The following is a 17,457-nucleotide window of genomic DNA, read 5'->3' as shown; positions in this document are numbered from 1 at the left end:
GCTCAGTTTCTGAGTCCGGATTTTCCCCTAACTGCTTGATGTAGCAGGACAGCGAACGTGAAACAGGTGAATGGACAATTGCTGCTGACCGGCATCATCGCCGGTATGACCGCCGCCCTGCTGGTGCTGGGCGCGAATGCACAGCCGTCCCTTTCCGCCATTCTTTATGCCGCATCGGCGCTGCCCATTCTGATCGTGGGCCTCGGCTGGGGCAATCTCGCGGCCATCGTCGCGATCGCCGTCGCCGGCGTTATCGGTGCTGTCGCCATCTCGCCGCTGTTTGCGCTGATGATGGCAATCTTCACGCTGCTGCCCGCCGGATGGCTCGGCCATCTCGCCAACCTCGCCCGCCCGGCCTCCGAAATCGGCGGACCGGCGAACCTGATGGCCTGGTACCCGCTCTCCGATATCCTGCTGCACCTTTGCGCGCTCGTTGCGCTCGCGGTCATCTTTCTCGGTATCATGATCGGCTATGGCCCGGAACTGACCAACCAGCTGATCGACGTGATGGTCTCCACCATGACGGAACAGGACCCCTCCATGGCGATGGAGCCGGCCGCCGTCGAACAGGTGAAGCGGCTCTTCGTCATCACCGTCCCGGTCGTCCAGGGCGGCATGTGGGTGATGATGCTGTTCGCCGCCTATTACATCGCCATTCGGATCGTCTCCGCCTCCGGCCGCGCCTTGCGTCCGAGGGAAGACATTCCGTCGGCACTCAGAATGAACCGCAATGCGCTCTTCGTGTTTCTGGCCGGCATTCTCGGCTGTTTCGCGGGCGGTACGCCGGCCCTGATCGGGGCGACGCTCTGCGGCACTTTCGGCGCGGGCTTCCTGATCAGCGGCTTCGCGTCGCTGCATCTGCGTACCCGCGGCAAGGACTGGCGCGCACCGGTGCTGGTCCTCGTCTATCTCTCGATGCTGCTGGCCCTGCCGGCCTTCATCGTTCTCATTCTCGGTCTCGCCGACACAAGGCGGACCGTGGCCCTTACACCGGCGGCCTCCGGCTCCGGCCCAGACAATCCCGATTCGTGAACTCAAACTGAAAGGAACAATGCAATGGAAGTCATCCTTCTCGAACGCATCGCCAAGCTCGGCCAGATGGGCGAAACCGTAAAGGTCCGCGACGGCTTTGCCCGTAACTACCTGCTGCCGCTCGGCAAGGCTCTTCGCGCCAACGCGGCCAACAAGGCCCGTTTCGAATCCGAGCGCGCAACGCTCGAAGCCCGTAACCTCGAGCGCAAGTCGGAAGCCCAGAAGGTTGCCGAAGTTCTCGACGGCAAGTCCTTCATCATCGTCCGCGCTGCTGGCGAAACCGGCCAGCTCTACGGTTCGGTTGCCGCCCGCGACATCGTCGACACGCTGGCTGCCGAAGGCTTCAACATTGCCCGCAACCAGGTCGAGCTCAACCACCCGATCAAGGCCATCGGCCTGCACAAGGTGACGATGCACCTGCATGCCGAGGTCGAGATCTCGATCGAAGTCAACGTTGCCCGCTCCACCGAAGAAGCCGAGCGTCAGGCCAAGGGCGAAAGCCTTACCTCGGCCGACGCCATCTACGGCGTTGACGAAGACGCGCTGCGTCCGGAAGACTTCTTCGATCCGGATGCAGACCGCGACGGCGACGAAGAATAAGCAATCGGCCCTTCAGGGCATTGCGAAACGCCCGGTCCTTGCGGACCGGGCGTTTTCTTTTGGGTGGCAACGAAGACAAATTCGGGGGCTGCCCGTCATCGCGCCATCGGGAGAAGTCGACTGCCGAACGACACAACTTCCCAACCGGCATCTCATGAGAATGCGGCCTTGAAATTTCCGCCTGGCCGATCCTTTTGCGGGTTATATTCGTCGCTAGGTCGTGCTGATTCGCGTCCCGGGCGACGCAAGGAGAATCCGCCGTTCGCGTGCTGATTTTCCCTCGCCTGTGGATAAGAGGGACAACCGCCCCGATGGCGCGCGATCGGCGCTTTGCGCCCACGTGTTGCCGTGATGTCGTTGACTCTTGGACAGGCAGCCGACAAACCGGTTTTTTTGTTGATCGACGTTTCGAAAAGAAAAGACGGTAGCCCGCGATGAACGACGCTGCGCGCAAGATTGCTCCCATCAAGCCGGCCGAGCCGCTTTACCGGGAGGCTCCCAACAATATCGAGGCCGAGCAGGCACTGCTCGGCGCAATCCTCGTCAACAACGATGCCTATTACCGTGTCTCGGACTTCCTGAAGGCGGAGCATCTTTACGAACCGTTGCACCGCAAGATCTTCGAGGTCGCCTCGGAAATCATCCGCATGGGCAAGACGGCCAACCCGGTCACCATCAAGACCTTCCTGCCATCAGAGGAAAAGGTCGGCGACCTGACGGTGGCGCAGTATCTCGCCCGTCTTGCCTCTGAAGCCGTGACTATCATCAATGCCGAGGACTATGGCCGCGCGATCTACGATCTTGCACTCCGCCGCGCGCTGATTACCATCGGCGAGGATGTCGTCAACATCGCCTATGACGCCCCGCTCGACATGCCGCCGCAGGCGCAGATCGAGGACACGGAACGGCGTCTCTTCGCGCTTGCCGAGAACGGCCGCTATGACGGCGGCTTCCAGTCGTTCAACGACGCCGTGGCGCTCGCCGTCGACATGGCGGGAGCTGCCTTCGAACGCGACGGAAACCTCTCCGGCATATCGACAGGCATCATGTCGCTCGACTCCAAAATGGGCGGCCTCCAGCGCTCCGACCTTATTATTCTCGCCGGACGTCCCGGCATGGGTAAAACCTCGCTCGCAACCAACATCGCCTGGAACATCGCGGCGGCTTATGAGCCGGAGATCATGCCGGACGGCTCCTTCAAGGCCAAGAATGGCGGCGTCGTCGGCTTCTACTCGCTCGAAATGTCGTCCGAGCAGCTTGCCACCCGTATCATGTCCGAGCAGACGGAAGTCTCCTCCTCCAAGATCCGCCGCGGCGACATTACCGAACACGAATTCGAAAAGCTGGTCGGCTTCTCGCAGACCATGCAGAAGGTGCCTCTCTTCATCGACCAGACCGGCGGCATCTCGATTGCCCAGCTTGCGGCGCGCGCGCGCCGACTGAAGCGCCAGCGCGGTCTCGACTGCCTGGTGGTCGACTACGTTCAGCTGATGACCGGCACCGGAAAGGCCGGCGAGAACCGCGTTCAGGAAATCACCGCCATCACCACGGGCCTGAAGGCGCTCGGCAAGGAACTGAACGTGCCGATCATCGCGCTCTCCCAGCTTTCCCGTCAGGTGGAAAGCCGCGACGACAAGCGCCCACAGCTCTCCGACCTGCGTGAATCGGGCTCGATCGAACAGGACGCCGACGTGGTGCTCTTCGTGTTCCGCGAGGAATACTATGTGAAGAACATGGAACCGCGCGACCCCGCCGATCCGAAATATGCCGAGTGGGAAGCCCAGATGGAGAAGGTCAAGGGCACGGCGGACGTCATCATCGCCAAGCAGCGCCACGGACCGACCGGCACCGTGAAACTCGCCTTCCAGGCCGAGTTCACCCGCTTTGCCGACCTCGCCGACCCGACCTTCATCCAGTACGAAGAGCCTTGAGATCGAAGGGCGCCCGCAGGCGCCCTTTTCTTTTGCAAGAACATTTCCGGCGATAACGAAGTCGCCTTCCATGCTCTCTCTTTGTTCTCACGGATTTCCGGACGCGAACCCGCTTCGCGTTTTTGCGGGAATGACTCTAGAAGCCGAACGCCCTCAGCAACGCGACCGTGACCACGCCGCTTGCGGCCGCCGGAAGGAGCGGCAGGCGGGTGGCGGCGACTGCCACGATGGCGCATCCGATGGTTTCGGCCCAGCCTGTGGCAAAGGCCGTCGGTGCCACCACTGCCATCAGAACCGAGGGCGGGATGGCGCCGAGGATTTCCTCCGTTGTCCGCGAGAGCTTCAGGAACCGGCCGACGAGAAGGCCTGCCAGACGTGTGGACATGGTGGCGGCGGCCATCGCGAGGATGGCAAACAAGGTCGTGGGGTCGACCGTCATGCCCGGACCTCCCGCTCCCGCAACGACGCTATGGCGGCCACGGCGACGCCCCCGAGTGCGCCGCCGAGGATATACCAGACGCCCGGTGCAAGACGATGGACCAGCAGGGCGGATACCGCACTCCCGACGAGGATCGGGCCCGTGCGGCTCCCGCGCCAGAAGCCGGCAATCAGGATGACAAAGACGGCCGGAAAGGCGAAGTCCATGGCGATTACCGCCGGATCTCCGACCAGGCGCCCCACAAGCGCGCCGAACAGCCCTGACAGCACCCATGTCGCATAGAAGGGCAAGGCGGCGCCGAAAAACCAGGCCGGCGTCAGCCGCTGCCGACGGGCACGAAATTCGGCGACGGCCCAGATTTCGTCAGCGAGGAGGAGCATGGACATCGCCTTCTGCCAAGGGCTGAAGCCTGCCATATGGCGCGAGATCGAGGTGCCCATCAGCACGTGCCGGATGTTGACGAGCAGGGCTCCCGCGCCAAGTGCGGCGATGTTCGCCGGATGGGTCCAGATGTCCATCGCGACGAATTGCGAACCGCCTGCGAAAACCAGCGCGCTCATCAGCATGGCTTCCATCGGCGAAAGCCCCTTGGTCGCAGCGACGGCGCCGAAGACGAGGCCGATCGGCACGACCGCGACGGTGAGCGGCAAGATGGAGTGAAAGCCTTGCCGGAATTCCTGGCGTAGCGAGGATGTCATGCTGTCTCCCCTGCAGAATCTCCCTGCATGGATAGGGCTTCGGGTCCACCGGATCTTGAAGGAAAGTGATCGCCGGGCGCAAAGGCGGCGAATGAGGGATCGGGAGAATGGCGAGAGTGTGCCGCATCAGCGGCCGGGCTTTCTTCGCCGCTTCATCGCGGAAACGGCCGGTCCGAAGCGGCACGACCGCTCGCCCAGGCCTTTTGCAGTGTGTCAGGCAACACGGAATTGGCCGGGTGTAACACCGATGCGAGATTTGAAATGCCTGCTGAAATGGGCCTGATCGGCAAAGCCGCAGTCGAAGGCGACCTCTGCAATCGGACGTCCGAGCCGGAGCAGCATGCGCGCCTGACGGACGCGGACATCGGTCAGGAAAGCATGGGGCGTGATATGGAACTCCTTGCGAAAAGCCCGGATGAGATGCGCCCTCGACAGCCCGGCGACCTCGGCCAGCTCTTCAAGCCCGACATCGGTCGCAAAATTGGCGATGAGATAATCGCGCGCACGCGATACGGCAGTGCGTTCGCGCGTGTCGATCGGTGCGAGGTTATGACTGCCGTAGCGGGCAAAGACGGCGGCAAGGACCCGGAACATCCCCTCCTCCGCCTCGAGCGCGCCGGACTTTTCCTCCAGCGCGCGGTGAGCTTCGTGAAAGGCCTGCGCGAGTTCCCCGTCCTGCGGCAGTTCCCGGGCGAAGGCGGGAGTGGCGCGACAGGCCTTGCCCGTCACGTCTTCCAGAACCTCACGAAACAAGGCTTCTGCGGGATAGATCATGCGGTAGCGATAGCCGCTTTCTCCCGGCACGCCATCGTGCACGACTTCCGGGTTAATCAGATAGAGGTGACCCGGACCTGTCTCTTCCCTGCTGCCACGGATACGTGCGATCTGGCTTCCGGCCTCAATTGCGCCGATCGAAAAGGTCTCGTGGGAATGCGGCGCATATTCATGGGTCTGAAACGTGGCGCTCAGGCATTCCATGTCGCGAAATCGTCCGTCCCGCCAGAAGCGCGTCGTCTCGATCTTCGACAGCGGCATATCGCTGACGGCCTGTGCCTGAGAGATATTGTGCATCGCCAAATATTAGCGCCTCCGGCCGTTCCAGTCTTGAAGAAAAGTGATAGGCTCGCCGCATCCCTCAACAGACATGCGCTTTTCCAAAATGACCGATGCCTTTGACTTCTCCGAAGCCTCCGACGAGTTTCTCGCCGCGGCCACGCGCCTGACCGTCGACCTTAACGCCGTCGCGAGCAACTGGCGCGACATGGCGAAGCGATCCGGCAGGGCGCGCGCTGCCGCCGTGGTCAAGGCAGACGCCTACGGGCTCGGCATCGAGGATGTCGGCCGTACCCTTTATCATGCCGGCGCCCGCGATTTCTTCGTGGCGGTGCCCGCCGAGGGTGCGACGCTCAGGCCCTATGCGCCTGAAGCCCGGATCTTCGTGCTATCCGGCATCTGGCCCGGCTCCGAGCATTTCTTCTTCGACTACGATCTCGTGCCGGTTCTCGCATCGGAAGAACAGCTCGCCTTCTGGATGTCCGCCGTGGCGGAACATGGCGACCACCCTTGCGCGCTGCATGTAGACACGGGCTTCAACCGTCTCGGCCTGTCGGTCGAGGATGCCTTGGCGCTGGCCGACGATGTATCCCGGCCGGCCAGCTTTTCGCCGGTGCTGGTGCTGAGCCATCTTGCCTGCGCAGACAATCCCACCTCGCCGATGAACCGCCAGCAGCTTGAATCATTCCGGCGGGTTAGCGCGGCTTTCGAAGGCATCGATTCAAGTCTTTCAGCTTCTGCTGGAATCTTTCTAGGCCCCGAATATCATTTCGACCTCACCCGTCCGGGCATTGCCGTCTATGGCGGCGAGGCCGTGAACGGCGCGCCCAACCCGATGCGCCCGACAGTCAAGGCGGAAGCGCGAATCCTGCAGATCCGCGAGGCCAAGGCAGGCGAGTGCGTGAGCTATGGCGCAAGCCTGAAGCTTGCCCGCGACAGCCGCCTTGCCATCGCCGCCGCCGGTTATGCGGACGGCTATCAGCGCTCCGCCTCCGGCAGCGGCGTCGCGCTGCGCCAGACCGGCATTGCCGGAGCCTGCGGCTTCATCGCGGGCCACAAGGTCCCGGTCGCCGGCCGCGTGACCATGGACATCACCATCTTCGACGTGACGGACGTTCCCGCCAACACGATTGCCGTCGGCGATTATATCGAGCTCTTCGGCCCCAACATGCCGCTCGACGAGGTGGCGCGGGCAGCCGGCACGATCGGTTACGAGCTTCTGACCTCCGTCGGACTGCGTTACGAGCGTCACTATAACGAAACAGACTGACCACAGTCTGAAGACTTGTATCTTCCTGCAGTTTGGCCTAACTGGAGAACAGATATTCACTTTTTGTTCCCTCGGAACGAAACGCGGGAAGCCTCCTGATGGCGAAGGCCAGAACTCAATTCATCTGCCAGAACTGCGGAACCGTCCACAGCCGCTGGGCCGGCAAGTGCGACGGCTGCGGCGAATGGAACACCATTGTCGAGGAAGACCCGATGGGCGGCATCGGGGCGGGTCCCGGCAAGGTACCGAAGAAGGGCCGCCCGGTGACACTCACCTCGCTTTCCGGCGAGATCGAGGAAGCGCCACGCATTCCGACCGGCATGGGCGAGCTCGACCGGGCCACCGGCGGCGGTTTCGTGCGCGGTTCGGCCGTGCTGATCGGCGGCGATCCGGGCATCGGCAAGTCGACGCTGCTCATGCAGGCGGCGGCCGCCCTCTCCCGCAAGGGCCACCGCGTCATCTATGTTTCGGGTGAGGAAGCTGTCGCCCAGGTCCGGCTTCGCGCACAGCGCCTCAACGCGGCGCAGACGGATGTGCTGCTTGCCGCGGAGACCAATGTCGAGGATATTCTCGCAACGATTTCAGAGGGCAAGCGCCCCGACCTCGTCATCATCGACTCCATCCAGACGCTGTGGAGCGATACGGCCGAATCGGCACCCGGCACGGTCACGCAGGTCAGGACCGGCGTGCAGGCGATGATCCGCTTCGCCAAGCAGACGGGCGCGACCATGGTGCTGGTCGGCCATGTCACCAAGGACGGCCAGATCGCCGGTCCCCGCGTCGTCGAGCACATGGTCGATGCCGTGCTCTACTTCGAAGGCGATCGCGGCCATCACTACCGCATCCTGCGCACGGTGAAGAACCGCTTCGGACCGACCGATGAGATCGGCGTGTTCGAAATGTCCGACAAGGGGCTGCGCGAAGTCGCCAACCCTTCCGAACTCTTCCTCGGCGAACGCAACGAGAAGGCTCCGGGTGCGGCGGTCTTCGCCGGCATGGAGGGTACCCGCCCCGTGCTGGTCGAGGTGCAGGCGCTCGTCGCCCCGACGACGCTCGGCACGCCGCGCCGCGCGGTGGTCGGTTGGGACAGTTCGCGGCTTGCCATGATCCTCGCCGTGCTGGAGGCCCATTGCGGCGTTCGCCTCGGACAGCACGACGTCTACTTGAATATTGCCGGCGGATACCGCATCTCAGAGCCTGCCGCGGACATGGCGATCGCCTCGGCACTGGTTTCCTCGCTGGCCGGTCTTGCCCTTCCGGCCGATTGCGTCTATTTCGGCGAAGTCAGCCTGTCGGGTGCCGTCAGGCCGGTTGCGCATACGGCTCAGCGACTGAAAGAAGCGGAAAAGCTCGGCTTCTCGACCGCTGTTCTGCCCGCGGCCTCGTCGGAACTGCCGAAAGGCGCGGCGGGAAAGTGGAAAGAGGTGGAAAGCCTGCCGGATCTCGTGGCGCGGATCGCCGGTTCCCGGCTGAAGGCCCGCCAGGAACAGGACGGCGAGTGACGGAATTGGGCAGACATGCCCTGCGCGCCGAAGACGGTGGTGACGGTGACTTGATGCAGGCTCCGCCTGCAACTCTTGGAGTTGGTATTTATGCCCATTACGATTTTCGACGGTATTGTCATCGGCGTCGTTCTGTTTTCCGCCGTGCTCGCCATGGTGCGCGGTTTTTCACGCGAAGTGCTCTCGATCGCAAGCTGGGCTGGCGCGGTTGCCGCGGCCTACTATCTCTATCCGATCCTGGTGCCGTACATTAAGAACTACACCAGCGACGACCGTATCGCGATTGCGGGTTCGGCCGGTGCGATCTTCCTCATCGCGCTGATCGTGATTTCCTTCATCACGACCCGGATCGCCGACTTCATCATCGACAGCCGGATCGGCGCGCTTGACCGCACGCTCGGCTTCCTGTTCGGCGCCGCACGCGGTATTCTGCTTTTGGTCGTCGCCGTGGCGTTCTGGAACTGGCTGATCGACGTCAAGCACCGGCCCGACTGGGTCAACAATGCCAAGACGAAGCCGTTCCTGGATGGCCTCGTCGGAAAACTTGAGGCAGTATTGCCGGAGGATATCGAGCCGCAGATCCGCGCCCGCATCCTCGGCAAGGAAGAGCCGGCTGGCGAACCGCCGGCAGAGCAGGTTCCGGGCGAACAGGCACCCGCCGAAGACGCACCGGCACCCGCAACCAGCAACTGACACGGCGCGGCCATCGGCCGCGCAAGAATTCGCATGACGGAGGCAGCCGGATCGGGACAGACCGGTGCCGCCGTGGTAACGCATTCCAGATTGCAGCTGTCCCATGCGAGCAAAGGCGAGCTTCGATGATCCAGTCCACCCAATCCGATTTCGCATTCGGTCTCGACGACGACACCCTGCATGAAGAGTGCGGGGTGTTCGGCATTCTGGGCCATCCCGACGCAGCGACACTGACCGCGCTCGGCCTGCACGCGCTTCAGCATCGCGGTCAGGAGGCAGCCGGCATCGTTTCCTTCGACGGCAAGCGCTTCCATCAGGAACGCCATATGGGCCTCGTCGGCGACCACTACACCAATCCGGCGACGCTGGCGCGACTGCCCGGCAGCATATCCATCGGCCATACGCGCTACTCGACCACCGGCGAAGTTGCCATGCGCAACGTGCAGCCGCTGTTCGCCGAGCTGGAGGAAGGCGGCATCGCCGTTGCCCATAACGGCAATTTCACCAACGGCCTGACGCTGCGCCGCCAGATCATCGCCACCGGCGCCATCTGTCAGTCGACTTCGGATACGGAAGTCGTGCTCCACCTGATCGCCCGCTCGCGCCACTCCTCCACGTCGGACCGCTTCATCGACGCCATCAGGCAGATGGAGGGCGGCTATTCCATGCTGGCGATGACGCGCACCAAGCTCATCGCCGCCCGTGACCCGATCGGCATCCGTCCGCTGGTCATGGGCGAGCTCGACGGCAAGCCGATCTTCTGCTCGGAAACCTGTGCGCTGGACATCATCGGCGCCAAGTTCATCCGCGATGTCGAAAACGGCGAAGTCATCATCTGCGAGATCCAGCCGGACGGCTCGATCACCGTCGACGCCCGCAAGCCGAGCAAGCCCCAGCCGGAGCGGCTCTGCCTGTTCGAATATGTCTACTTCGCTCGGCCGGATTCGGTCGTCGGCGGACGCAACGTCTATACGACACGCAAGAACATGGGCATCAACCTCGCCAAGGAATCCCTTGTCGAGGGCGACGTGGTCGTTCCGGTTCCGGATGGCGGCACGCCTGCGGCGCTCGGCTATGCCCAGCAAAGCGGCATCCCCTTCGAATACGGCATCATCCGCAACCATTACGTGGGCCGCACCTTCATCGAGCCGACCCAGCAGATCCGCGCCTTCGGCGTCAAGCTGAAGCATTCGGCGAACCGCGCGATGATCGAAGGCAAGCGCGTGATCCTGGTGGACGACAGCATCGTGCGCGGCACGACCTCGCTCAAGATCGTGCAGATGATCCGCGAAGCCGGCGCGAAGGAAGTGCATCTGCGGGTCGCCTCGCCGATGATCTTCTATCCCGATTTCTACGGTATCGACACGCCCGATGCGGACAAGCTTCTGGCAAACCAGTATGCGGATGTCGAAGCCATGGCGAAATATATCGGCGCCGATTCGCTTGCCTTCTTGTCGATCAACGGCCTCTACCGCGCCGTCGGCGGCGAAGATCGCAACGCGGCCCGGCCGCAGTTCACCGATCATTATTTCACCGGCGACTATCCGACGCGCCTTCTCGACAAGAACGGCGAAGCGATGGGTAACAAGCTTTCGATGCTTGCCAGCAACGGCTGAACGCCAGAGACAAGAGACAGGCAGATCATGACAGTTGACCTGAAGGGCCGTATCGCGCTCGTCACCGGCGCCTCGCGCGGCATCGGCTACTTTACCGCGCTCGAACTGGCAAAGGCCGGCGCTCATGTCGTCGCCTGCGCGCGGACCGTCGGCGGGCTGGAAGAGCTCGACGATGCGATCAAGGCCGCCGGCGGCTCGGCAACGCTTGTTCCCTTCGACCTCGCCGACATGAATGCAATCGACGCGCTCGGCGCCTCGATCCACGAGCGCTGGGGCAAGCTCGACATTCTCGTCGCCAACGCAGGCGTGCTCGGCGTCATCTCGCCGATCGACCACGTCGAGGCCAAGGTGTTCGAAAAGGTGATGAACATCAACGTCACCGCGACCTGGCGTCTCATCCGGTCGGTGGCACCGCTCATCACCAGGTCCGATGCCGGCCGCGCACTGATCCTCTCCTCGGGCGCCGCCCACAAGTGCCGCCCGTTCTGGGGGGCTTACTCGGCCTCAAAGGCAGCCGTCGAGGCGCTTGCCCGCACCTGGGCTGCGGAGACCCAGCGCCTGCCGCTCCGCATCCTCTCCATCGACCCGGGCGCCACCCGAACCGCCATGCGCGCCCAGGCAGTGCCGGGCGAAGATCCGGAAACGCTGCCGCATCCCTCCGAGGTCGCCGCGAAGCTCCTGCCGCTTTGCGGACCGGACCAGACGGAAACAGGCAAGCTTTTCATCGTTCGCGAGAACAGGATCGTCGACTACCGCCTGCCGGAGTGACCCCAACGAGGGCGATCCGGCGGCCGTTCCAACCGCCTTGCAGAGTTTCCCATGCAACCCAGAGACATCGCAGCCTATAGTTTCCTCGCGATTGCCTGGGGCCTCTCCTTCCTGCTGCTGTTGAAGGTCGTCCATGCCTTCGGCTGGATCGGTGCGGTGACGTTCCGCTGTTTTCTTGCCGGTCTCATCCTGCTTGCCGCCGCCCGGCTCCGCGGGCGAAAACTCGATTTCAGCGTCGGATGGCTGCCCTTCCTCGTCATCGGCGCCACCACCGTCGCAGGACAGCTGATCGGCCTTTCCTATTCGACGCCGCTGATCGGCACCGCCATGGCCGCGATCTTCGTTGCCACCATTCCGCTCTTCTCGATGATTATCGGGCAGCTCTGGGGCATCGAGCGCATCACGCCGCCGCGCGTCCTCGGACTGCTGCTCGGCACGGTCGGCATCGTCATGCTGGTCGGCTTCCCGGCGGCCCCTGTCGACGCTTCCTTCCTGCTCGGCTGCGTCGGCATGCTGTTTTCCACCTTTTCGGCGGCCTTCGGCAGCAATTACGCCAGCCGGCACCTGCGCGCCACCGGCGCGTGGGAAACCACAATCGGCTCGTTCCTGTGGGGCGGACTTATGACCCTGCCGCTCATCTACTTCGTGCCGGTTCCCGTCTCGCCGGAGCCGATCGACTACCTTTATCTCGTCATGCTGGCCGGGGTCATGAGCTCCCTGACCTATGTCACGTATTTCAACCTTGTTAGCCGCATCGGCGCCACGCGCGCCATCAGCGTCGAATTCGTCGTGACCATCGTCGCCGTTCTGGTCGGCGCGCTGGCGCTCGGCGAACAGCTAACGGCGATGCAGCTTGTGGGCGCAGCGGTCATCATCGCCGGCTGCTCGCTGGTGCTCGGCCTGCTGCCGTTGAAACCCAAGGCCCAGGTTGCGAACTGATCTCAGTTCGTCGCGACAGCAGGCGCAAAGAGACGGGAAAATCCTGCTTCCGAAGGGCATAGGACGTTGAGGTCCACCGGACCCTCTATGCCGTCGAGGATGCCGTTATCGGCGAACTGCCAGATGGACCATTCTTTGCAACCTTCCTGCTCCGGTTCCCGGGAAATGCTTCGGAGCCAGAGATAATGCTCGGGAAAAAGCGGCTCGTTGCCCTTCAGATAGCGGTCGTGGAAGTCCTGCGTCACATAGAAGATCGGCTTTTGCGGGAACGTACCCCTGATCCCATCCATGAAGGCGTTCAGTTCGCCCGCCAGTTCGTCGACCGTCGGCACCTTGTCGCAATTTCCATGGAACTCGATGTCGACCGCGAGCGGCAGCGTCCCTTCCTCCCTCGGAACCGTGGCGATGACGTTCTGGGCCTGATCCCGCCCCGGTCGGCAGAAGGTGAAGAAGTGGTAAGCGCCGCGCACAAGACCGGCCTCCCCTGCCCGCCGCCAGTTCTCGGCGAATTTCTTGTCTCTGAAATCGCCGCCCTCGGTCGCCTTGATGATGGCGAAGCGCACATTCGGCTGCGCCCCGACCCTTGGCCAATCGATGTCGCCCTGGTGATGGCTGACATCGATGCCCTGGATCGGAAAGTCTTCAAGCGATGGAGAACGGAAGGGAGCCATTTCCGATCTATAGAGAATAAGAGCCGCACATGCAGCGGCCAATGTCACCGAACCGACGATGGTTGCCTTGACCGCACCGCGCATAGCCGCGCTCCCCCCTGGCTTTCCCATGACCGGCACCGGATCTTAGCGCCGGACCGCCAAGCAGAGAAGACGTCCGCCACCGGGGGAACCAGCCCCGTGTTCAGCTACTTCTTGTGGCCCGCGACGAGCGCCCGGAGGGGCCCGCCTCATTCGCGGCAACGGGTGTCGCCTGGTCCTGCGTGAGCAGGTCACGCAAGGACTCGCCCGGCCGATGGATACGCACGGCATTTCGGCCATCGGCCTTCGCCTGATAGAGCGCGAGGTCGGCTGCCGCGAGCAAGGGATCGAGACTCGATGCCATCTCGTCGGTCGCGGCCACCCCGATGCTGACGGCAACTGGAACGAACCTTCCGTCGATCGTCGTGTGCAGGCATTCGACGGCCCGGCGCATGGCCTCGGCGATGTCGGCCGCATCGCTGGTCCCGACGTTCGGGATGAGGCAGGCGAACTCCTCGCCGCCGATGCGGGCCAGAAGCCAATCGGCTTGCATCCGCCCTTCCAGCATGGCGGCAAATTCCATCAGCACCTTGTCGCCGGCGGCATGGCCGTGGGTGTCGTTGATCTGCTTGAAATGATCGATGTCGAAGAGCAGCAGCGCCGAAGGATTGCTCTCAAGCTTCAGCAATGTCTCGGCATGTTCGACGAAGGAACGGCGATTGCGCAGATTGGTGAGCGGATCGCGTTCCGCGACACGGCGGCTTGCACCCTCGTCGCGCTCCAGCGCGAGGATCAGCAGGGTAATGATCGACAGCATGACAAGCAGAGTCTGCAGCAGGGATGCCAACACGAACCAGTCGGCATAGTGACCCGGCGCCTTGTAGGGCGGTTCGAGCAACAACGAGCCTACGAGCATCGAGTACCAAACGCCGCCGCGGGCGCAATGCACCCCGGCGGCCAGCTTGCGGGACGGTAGCGGTTCGCGTTGCATGCCAAGCCAGATCTCGCGCCCGCCGAGCACCGAATAGGTACCCAGGATGAGAGCGGCGGCCGCTGTGCGGAACGTCATCGAGGCATGGAAGATCGGCGTCAGATACAGCACCACCCAGATCACCGTCCCGGCCGCGGCCCGGACGTAGTTGGGGCGCTTTCCTTCGAACACCGCGATAGCCTGCCAGAACAGACCCAGTGCCAGTGCGCCGGCGCCCGGCGCGAACCCGGCGGAAATCCAGAACGGCACGATTGGACGCATGGCATGTGCGACCGTCCCGAGAAAACCGATAGCGGCCGCGAAGGTCAGGATGCCGAGCAGCACGCTGCTCCAGCGCTGACGCCAAAGGTTTCCGACCAGCAATGCCGAGATCAACGTCGAACACCCATGGATCACCATGATGGTCGGAAGATGCAGGAAATGGTTCATGCTGAAATAAGTGTCCGCTCAAAGAGACCTTGTAGCGTCATCCTACAAGACGGCTCATTGAGAAACCCTTACGCCGACGGCACCGCGGACGGAGCCTCTCACGCCCTCGCCGTCGCCGGGCGGCCAAGTGCCTCTCCTTCCGGAGTCGGGAAGCCGCGCCGCAGTCCTCCTGTCTGCATGCCTTGATGCCAAAATTGGTCCGGCTTTCCTCCGGATTTCCCCTCTTCGGCAACGGTCCGTGCCTTTCCTTCACCCGAACATCTGGCTAGCGTCGCGCGTCACTGTCGAACCCGGAAGATATTTCGAATGAAAGCCCTCGCCTATGCCATCACCCTGTTGCTTGCCGCGAGCCCAACGCTTGCCGACGACCTTACGGCGCTCAGCACGACCGCGACGTCGATCACCGGCGACATCAGCTTCGACGACCATGAAATCGTTTTTGAAAACGGCAGGAAACTGGTGTTCGATGAGCTGATCGCCGACAACTTCATCGTCGACGGCAAGAAGGTTCCGGCTTCGGTCTACAGCGTCAAGGGGCGGGAAAATCCGAAGCTCCTCAACGGCAACCGGCTGTGCGGAGAAAGTCCCGTCACCTATCTCGCCTCGTGGCTCGACGACGATGTCACCATAGTCGCCGTGTTCGAGACGCCGGACGCTCCTACGAGCGACGAAACCATGTGCGCGCTCTACACCTATGTCTATCCCTGACGGACGTCAGGGACGCTCGCGAACGTCAATCACGAGCACTTGACCTTGCGCCTGAGCCGCGCCATAACACCGCGCATGAAAACGAGCATCTGCATTATTTGCGGGACTATTATTCGCTAGCGCAAACGCTGGCCCGGCCGTTTTCGTCTCCTGTTCAAGTCCCAGATGACAAACGCCCCGGTCCAGCCGGGCAATTGCATTTCGGGAGACAGACATGGCCGCAGGCCTCAAGCTTTATAACACGCTGACACGCGAGAAGATCGATTTCGTACCGATCGATCGGAACAATGTCCGCATGTATGTCTGCGGCCCCACCGTCTATGACTACGCCCACATCGGCAATGCCCGACCGGTCATCGTCTTCGACGTACTCTACCGGCTGCTGCGCCACATCTACGGCGCGGAGAAGGTGACCTATGTCCGCAACATCACCGACGTCGACGACAAGATCAATGCGCGGGCGCTGCGCGACTATCCGAACCTGCCGCTGAACGAGGCGATCCGCGCCGTCACGGAAAAGACCGAGGACCAGTTCCACGCCGACGTGGCAGCCCTTGGCTGCCTGCCACCCGATGTCGAGCCGCGCGCGACCGACAATATCGCGCAGATGATCGAGATCATCCAGAAGCTCCTCGACAAGGGACACGCCTATGTCGCGACCGGTTCCGAGGGGCAGGAAGTGTTGTTCTCGACCACATCGATGGTGGATTACGGCCAGCTTTCCAAGCGCAAGCTCGAGGATCAGCAGGCCGGCGCGCGCGTCGCCGTCGAGGTCCACAAGAAGAACCCGGCCGATTTCGTTCTCTGGAAGGCGTCGGCTGCGACGGAGCCCGGCTGGCCGGCCGATTTCACCATCGACGGCGGCAAGGTTGCGATCTACGGCCGTCCCGGCTGGCATATCGAATGCTCGGCCATGTCCGGCCGTTATCTCGGCGACGTGTTCGACATTCACGGCGGCGGGCTGGACCTGATCTTCCCCCATCATGAAAACGAGATCGCCCAGTCGCGTTGCGCCCATGGCACCCATGTCATGGCGAATGTGTGGATGCATAACGGCTTCGTGCAGGTCGAAGGCCGCAAGATGTCGAAGTCGGAAGGCAATTTCGTCACCATCCACGAACTGCTGGCAACCGAAAAATTCGGCGGCCGCAAGTGGCCGGGGGAAGTGCTCAGGCTCGCCATGCTGATGACCCATTACCGCGAGCCGATCGACTTTTCCGTCAAGCGGCTGGAGGAAGCCGAACGCCTGCTGAATAAATTTGGCGGCCTGCTGACGACGAATGGCAATTACCTAGCGGCGACTCAGGAGGTGCCACCATCACCTGCATTTGTTGAGGCACTGAAAAACGACCTTAATGTATCAGCCGCGATTGCATTGCTTCATAGATATACTGACGTTCCAGAAGACCCTAATGAATTTCTCGAAAGTCAGTATGAACTTGCAGCGAACCTAGCTCTGCTCGGCTTCAACGATTTAAGTGCATTCTCGGATTTTTATGGATCAGCACCACAAGAAGTCAGCGACGATCTTTCCGCCGCCGTCGAGGCGCTCGTCCAGATGCGGCTTGAAATGCTGAAGGCGAAGAACTTCGCGGAAGCCGACAAGATCCGTGACGACCTCTCCGCCCGAGGTATCCAGCTCAAGGATGGCAAGAACAGGGAGACCGGCGAGCGGGTCACCACCTGGGAGGTCAAGCGGTGAGCGAACGCACGATGGACCACATGTCCGTGCATGTGGCGGACCTCAAGGCCATGCGGGCCTTCTATGAAAAGGCCTGCGCGCCGCTCGGCATGTCTGTCGTCATGCAGGTGACCAAGGAAATGACCGGCTATGCCGACATGGCGGGTTTCGGCGGCCACAAGCCGTTCCTCTGGCTGGTCGGCACAGAGAAGACCACACCTCCCCTGCATATGGCACTGAAAGCCGAGACCCGCGCCGAGGTCGACGCCTTCTACGCGGCTGCGATGGCTGCCGGTGGGCAGGACAACGGCAAGCCCGGCATCCGCGAGCATTACCATCCCAACTACTACGCCGCCTTCGTGATCGACCCGGAAGGGCACAATCTCGAAGCCGTCTGCCAGAAGCCGGAGTGAAA

At 62.6% G+C, this 17,457-nt stretch carries 17 protein-coding genes; 12 read left to right on the top strand and 5 right to left on the bottom strand.

Annotated features, from left to right (window positions below):
- Positions 1 to 105: 105 nt before the first annotated feature.
- The 3 genes from ACLBKR_RS05085 to ACLBKR_RS05075 all read left to right on the top strand — a co-directional run bounded on the left by ACLBKR_RS05085 (position 106) and on the right by ACLBKR_RS05075 (position 3,563).
- Entirely contained in the window at positions 106 to 1,032 is a 927-nt protein-coding gene (locus ACLBKR_RS05085) for a DUF2232 domain-containing protein (protein ID WP_414901736.1), read from the top strand.
- A 24-nt stretch (positions 1,033 to 1,056) separates the two neighbouring features.
- Entirely contained in the window at positions 1,057 to 1,632 is a 576-nt protein-coding gene (gene rplI, locus ACLBKR_RS05080) for a 50S ribosomal protein L9 (RefSeq protein ID WP_113338655.1), read from the top strand.
- A 434-nt stretch (positions 1,633 to 2,066) separates the two neighbouring features.
- A complete protein-coding gene (locus tag ACLBKR_RS05075; protein WP_112827330.1) occupies positions 2,067 to 3,563 on the top strand; it encodes a replicative DNA helicase in 1,497 nt (498 codons plus the stop codon).
- Between the two features lie 136 nt (positions 3,564 to 3,699).
- Here ACLBKR_RS05075 and ACLBKR_RS05070 read toward each other — a convergent pair whose 3' ends face one another.
- The 3 genes from ACLBKR_RS05070 to ACLBKR_RS05060 form a co-directional block, all read right to left on the bottom strand.
- Positions 3,700 to 4,002 (bottom strand): AzlD domain-containing protein, encoded by a 303-nt coding sequence (locus ACLBKR_RS05070; RefSeq protein ID WP_112827331.1) that lies wholly within the window; start codon positions 4,000 to 4,002, stop codon positions 3,700 to 3,702.
- Positions 3,999 to 4,700, bottom strand: a complete 702-nt coding sequence (locus ACLBKR_RS05065) for an AzlC family ABC transporter permease (RefSeq protein ID WP_113338654.1) — start codon at positions 4,698 to 4,700, stop codon at positions 3,999 to 4,001. The genes ACLBKR_RS05070 and ACLBKR_RS05065 overlap by 4 nt, the downstream gene beginning before the upstream one ends.
- Before the next feature lie 213 nt (positions 4,701 to 4,913).
- Positions 4,914 to 5,771 carry an AraC family transcriptional regulator gene (locus tag ACLBKR_RS05060; protein ID WP_113338653.1) on the bottom strand — a complete coding sequence of 286 codons (858 nt, stop codon included), beginning with the start codon at positions 5,769 to 5,771 and terminating at the stop codon, positions 4,914 to 4,916.
- A gap of 88 nt (positions 5,772 to 5,859) precedes the next feature.
- Here ACLBKR_RS05060 and alr point away from each other — a divergent pair, with 88 nt between their 5' ends.
- From alr to ACLBKR_RS05030, 6 genes are all read left to right on the top strand, one after another.
- Positions 5,860 to 7,023, top strand: a complete 1,164-nt coding sequence (gene alr, locus ACLBKR_RS05055) for an alanine racemase (protein ID WP_113338822.1) — start codon at positions 5,860 to 5,862, stop codon at positions 7,021 to 7,023.
- A 98-nt stretch (positions 7,024 to 7,121) separates the two neighbouring features.
- Positions 7,122 to 8,525, top strand: a complete 1,404-nt coding sequence (gene radA / locus ACLBKR_RS05050) for a DNA repair protein RadA (protein WP_112827334.1) — start codon at positions 7,122 to 7,124, stop codon at positions 8,523 to 8,525.
- A gap of 90 nt (positions 8,526 to 8,615) precedes the next feature.
- Positions 8,616 to 9,218: a CvpA family protein gene (locus tag ACLBKR_RS05045; RefSeq protein ID WP_112827335.1), complete on the top strand. Its 603-nt coding sequence runs from the start codon at positions 8,616 to 8,618 to the stop codon at positions 9,216 to 9,218.
- 125 nt (positions 9,219 to 9,343) lie between these two features.
- The gene (gene purF / locus ACLBKR_RS05040; RefSeq protein WP_112827336.1) at positions 9,344 to 10,834 is read left to right on the top strand and encodes an amidophosphoribosyltransferase; all 1,491 of its coding nucleotides are present in this window, start codon (positions 9,344 to 9,346) and stop codon (positions 10,832 to 10,834) included.
- Between the two features lie 27 nt (positions 10,835 to 10,861).
- Positions 10,862 to 11,602: an SDR family NAD(P)-dependent oxidoreductase gene (locus tag ACLBKR_RS05035; protein WP_112827337.1), complete on the top strand. Its 741-nt coding sequence runs from the start codon at positions 10,862 to 10,864 to the stop codon at positions 11,600 to 11,602.
- Positions 11,603 to 11,653: 51 nt separating this feature from the next.
- Positions 11,654 to 12,541 (top strand): DMT family transporter, encoded by an 888-nt coding sequence (locus tag ACLBKR_RS05030; RefSeq protein ID WP_113338650.1) that lies wholly within the window; start codon positions 11,654 to 11,656, stop codon positions 12,539 to 12,541.
- A 2-nt stretch (positions 12,542 to 12,543) separates the two neighbouring features.
- Here the strand turns inward: ACLBKR_RS05030 and ACLBKR_RS05025 are convergent, their stop codons facing one another.
- Positions 12,544 to 13,296, bottom strand: a complete 753-nt coding sequence (locus tag ACLBKR_RS05025) for a GH25 family lysozyme (RefSeq protein WP_414900863.1) — start codon at positions 13,294 to 13,296, stop codon at positions 12,544 to 12,546.
- Between the two features lie 100 nt (positions 13,297 to 13,396).
- Positions 13,397 to 14,599, bottom strand: a complete 1,203-nt coding sequence (locus ACLBKR_RS05020; RefSeq protein ID WP_414900861.1) for a GGDEF domain-containing protein — start codon at positions 14,597 to 14,599, stop codon at positions 13,397 to 13,399.
- A gap of 360 nt (positions 14,600 to 14,959) precedes the next feature.
- Between ACLBKR_RS05020 and ACLBKR_RS05015 the strand changes: the two genes are divergently transcribed.
- From ACLBKR_RS05015 to ACLBKR_RS05005, 3 genes are all read left to right on the top strand, one after another.
- Complete coding sequence (locus tag ACLBKR_RS05015) at positions 14,960 to 15,361, top strand: hypothetical protein (RefSeq protein ID WP_113448797.1); 402 nt, start codon at positions 14,960 to 14,962, stop codon at positions 15,359 to 15,361.
- A 214-nt stretch (positions 15,362 to 15,575) separates the two neighbouring features.
- On the top strand, positions 15,576 to 17,063 hold the full coding sequence (gene cysS / locus ACLBKR_RS05010; protein WP_113448798.1) for a cysteine--tRNA ligase: 1,488 nt from the start codon (positions 15,576 to 15,578) through the stop codon (positions 17,061 to 17,063).
- Complete coding sequence (locus tag ACLBKR_RS05005; RefSeq protein ID WP_414900858.1) at positions 17,060 to 17,455, top strand: VOC family protein; 396 nt, start codon at positions 17,060 to 17,062, stop codon at positions 17,453 to 17,455. Before cysS ends, ACLBKR_RS05005 begins: the two co-directional genes overlap by 4 nt.
- Positions 17,456 to 17,457: the final 2 nt, after the last annotated feature.

The sequence above is a fragment of the Paenirhizobium cremeum genome, assembly GCF_047553425.1.
GTDB classification, from domain to species: Bacteria; Pseudomonadota; Alphaproteobacteria; order Rhizobiales; family Rhizobiaceae; genus Allorhizobium; species Allorhizobium cremeum.
Note: the sequence above shows the minus strand (reverse complement) of the source record. Positions and strands in the feature narration are given on the sequence as shown.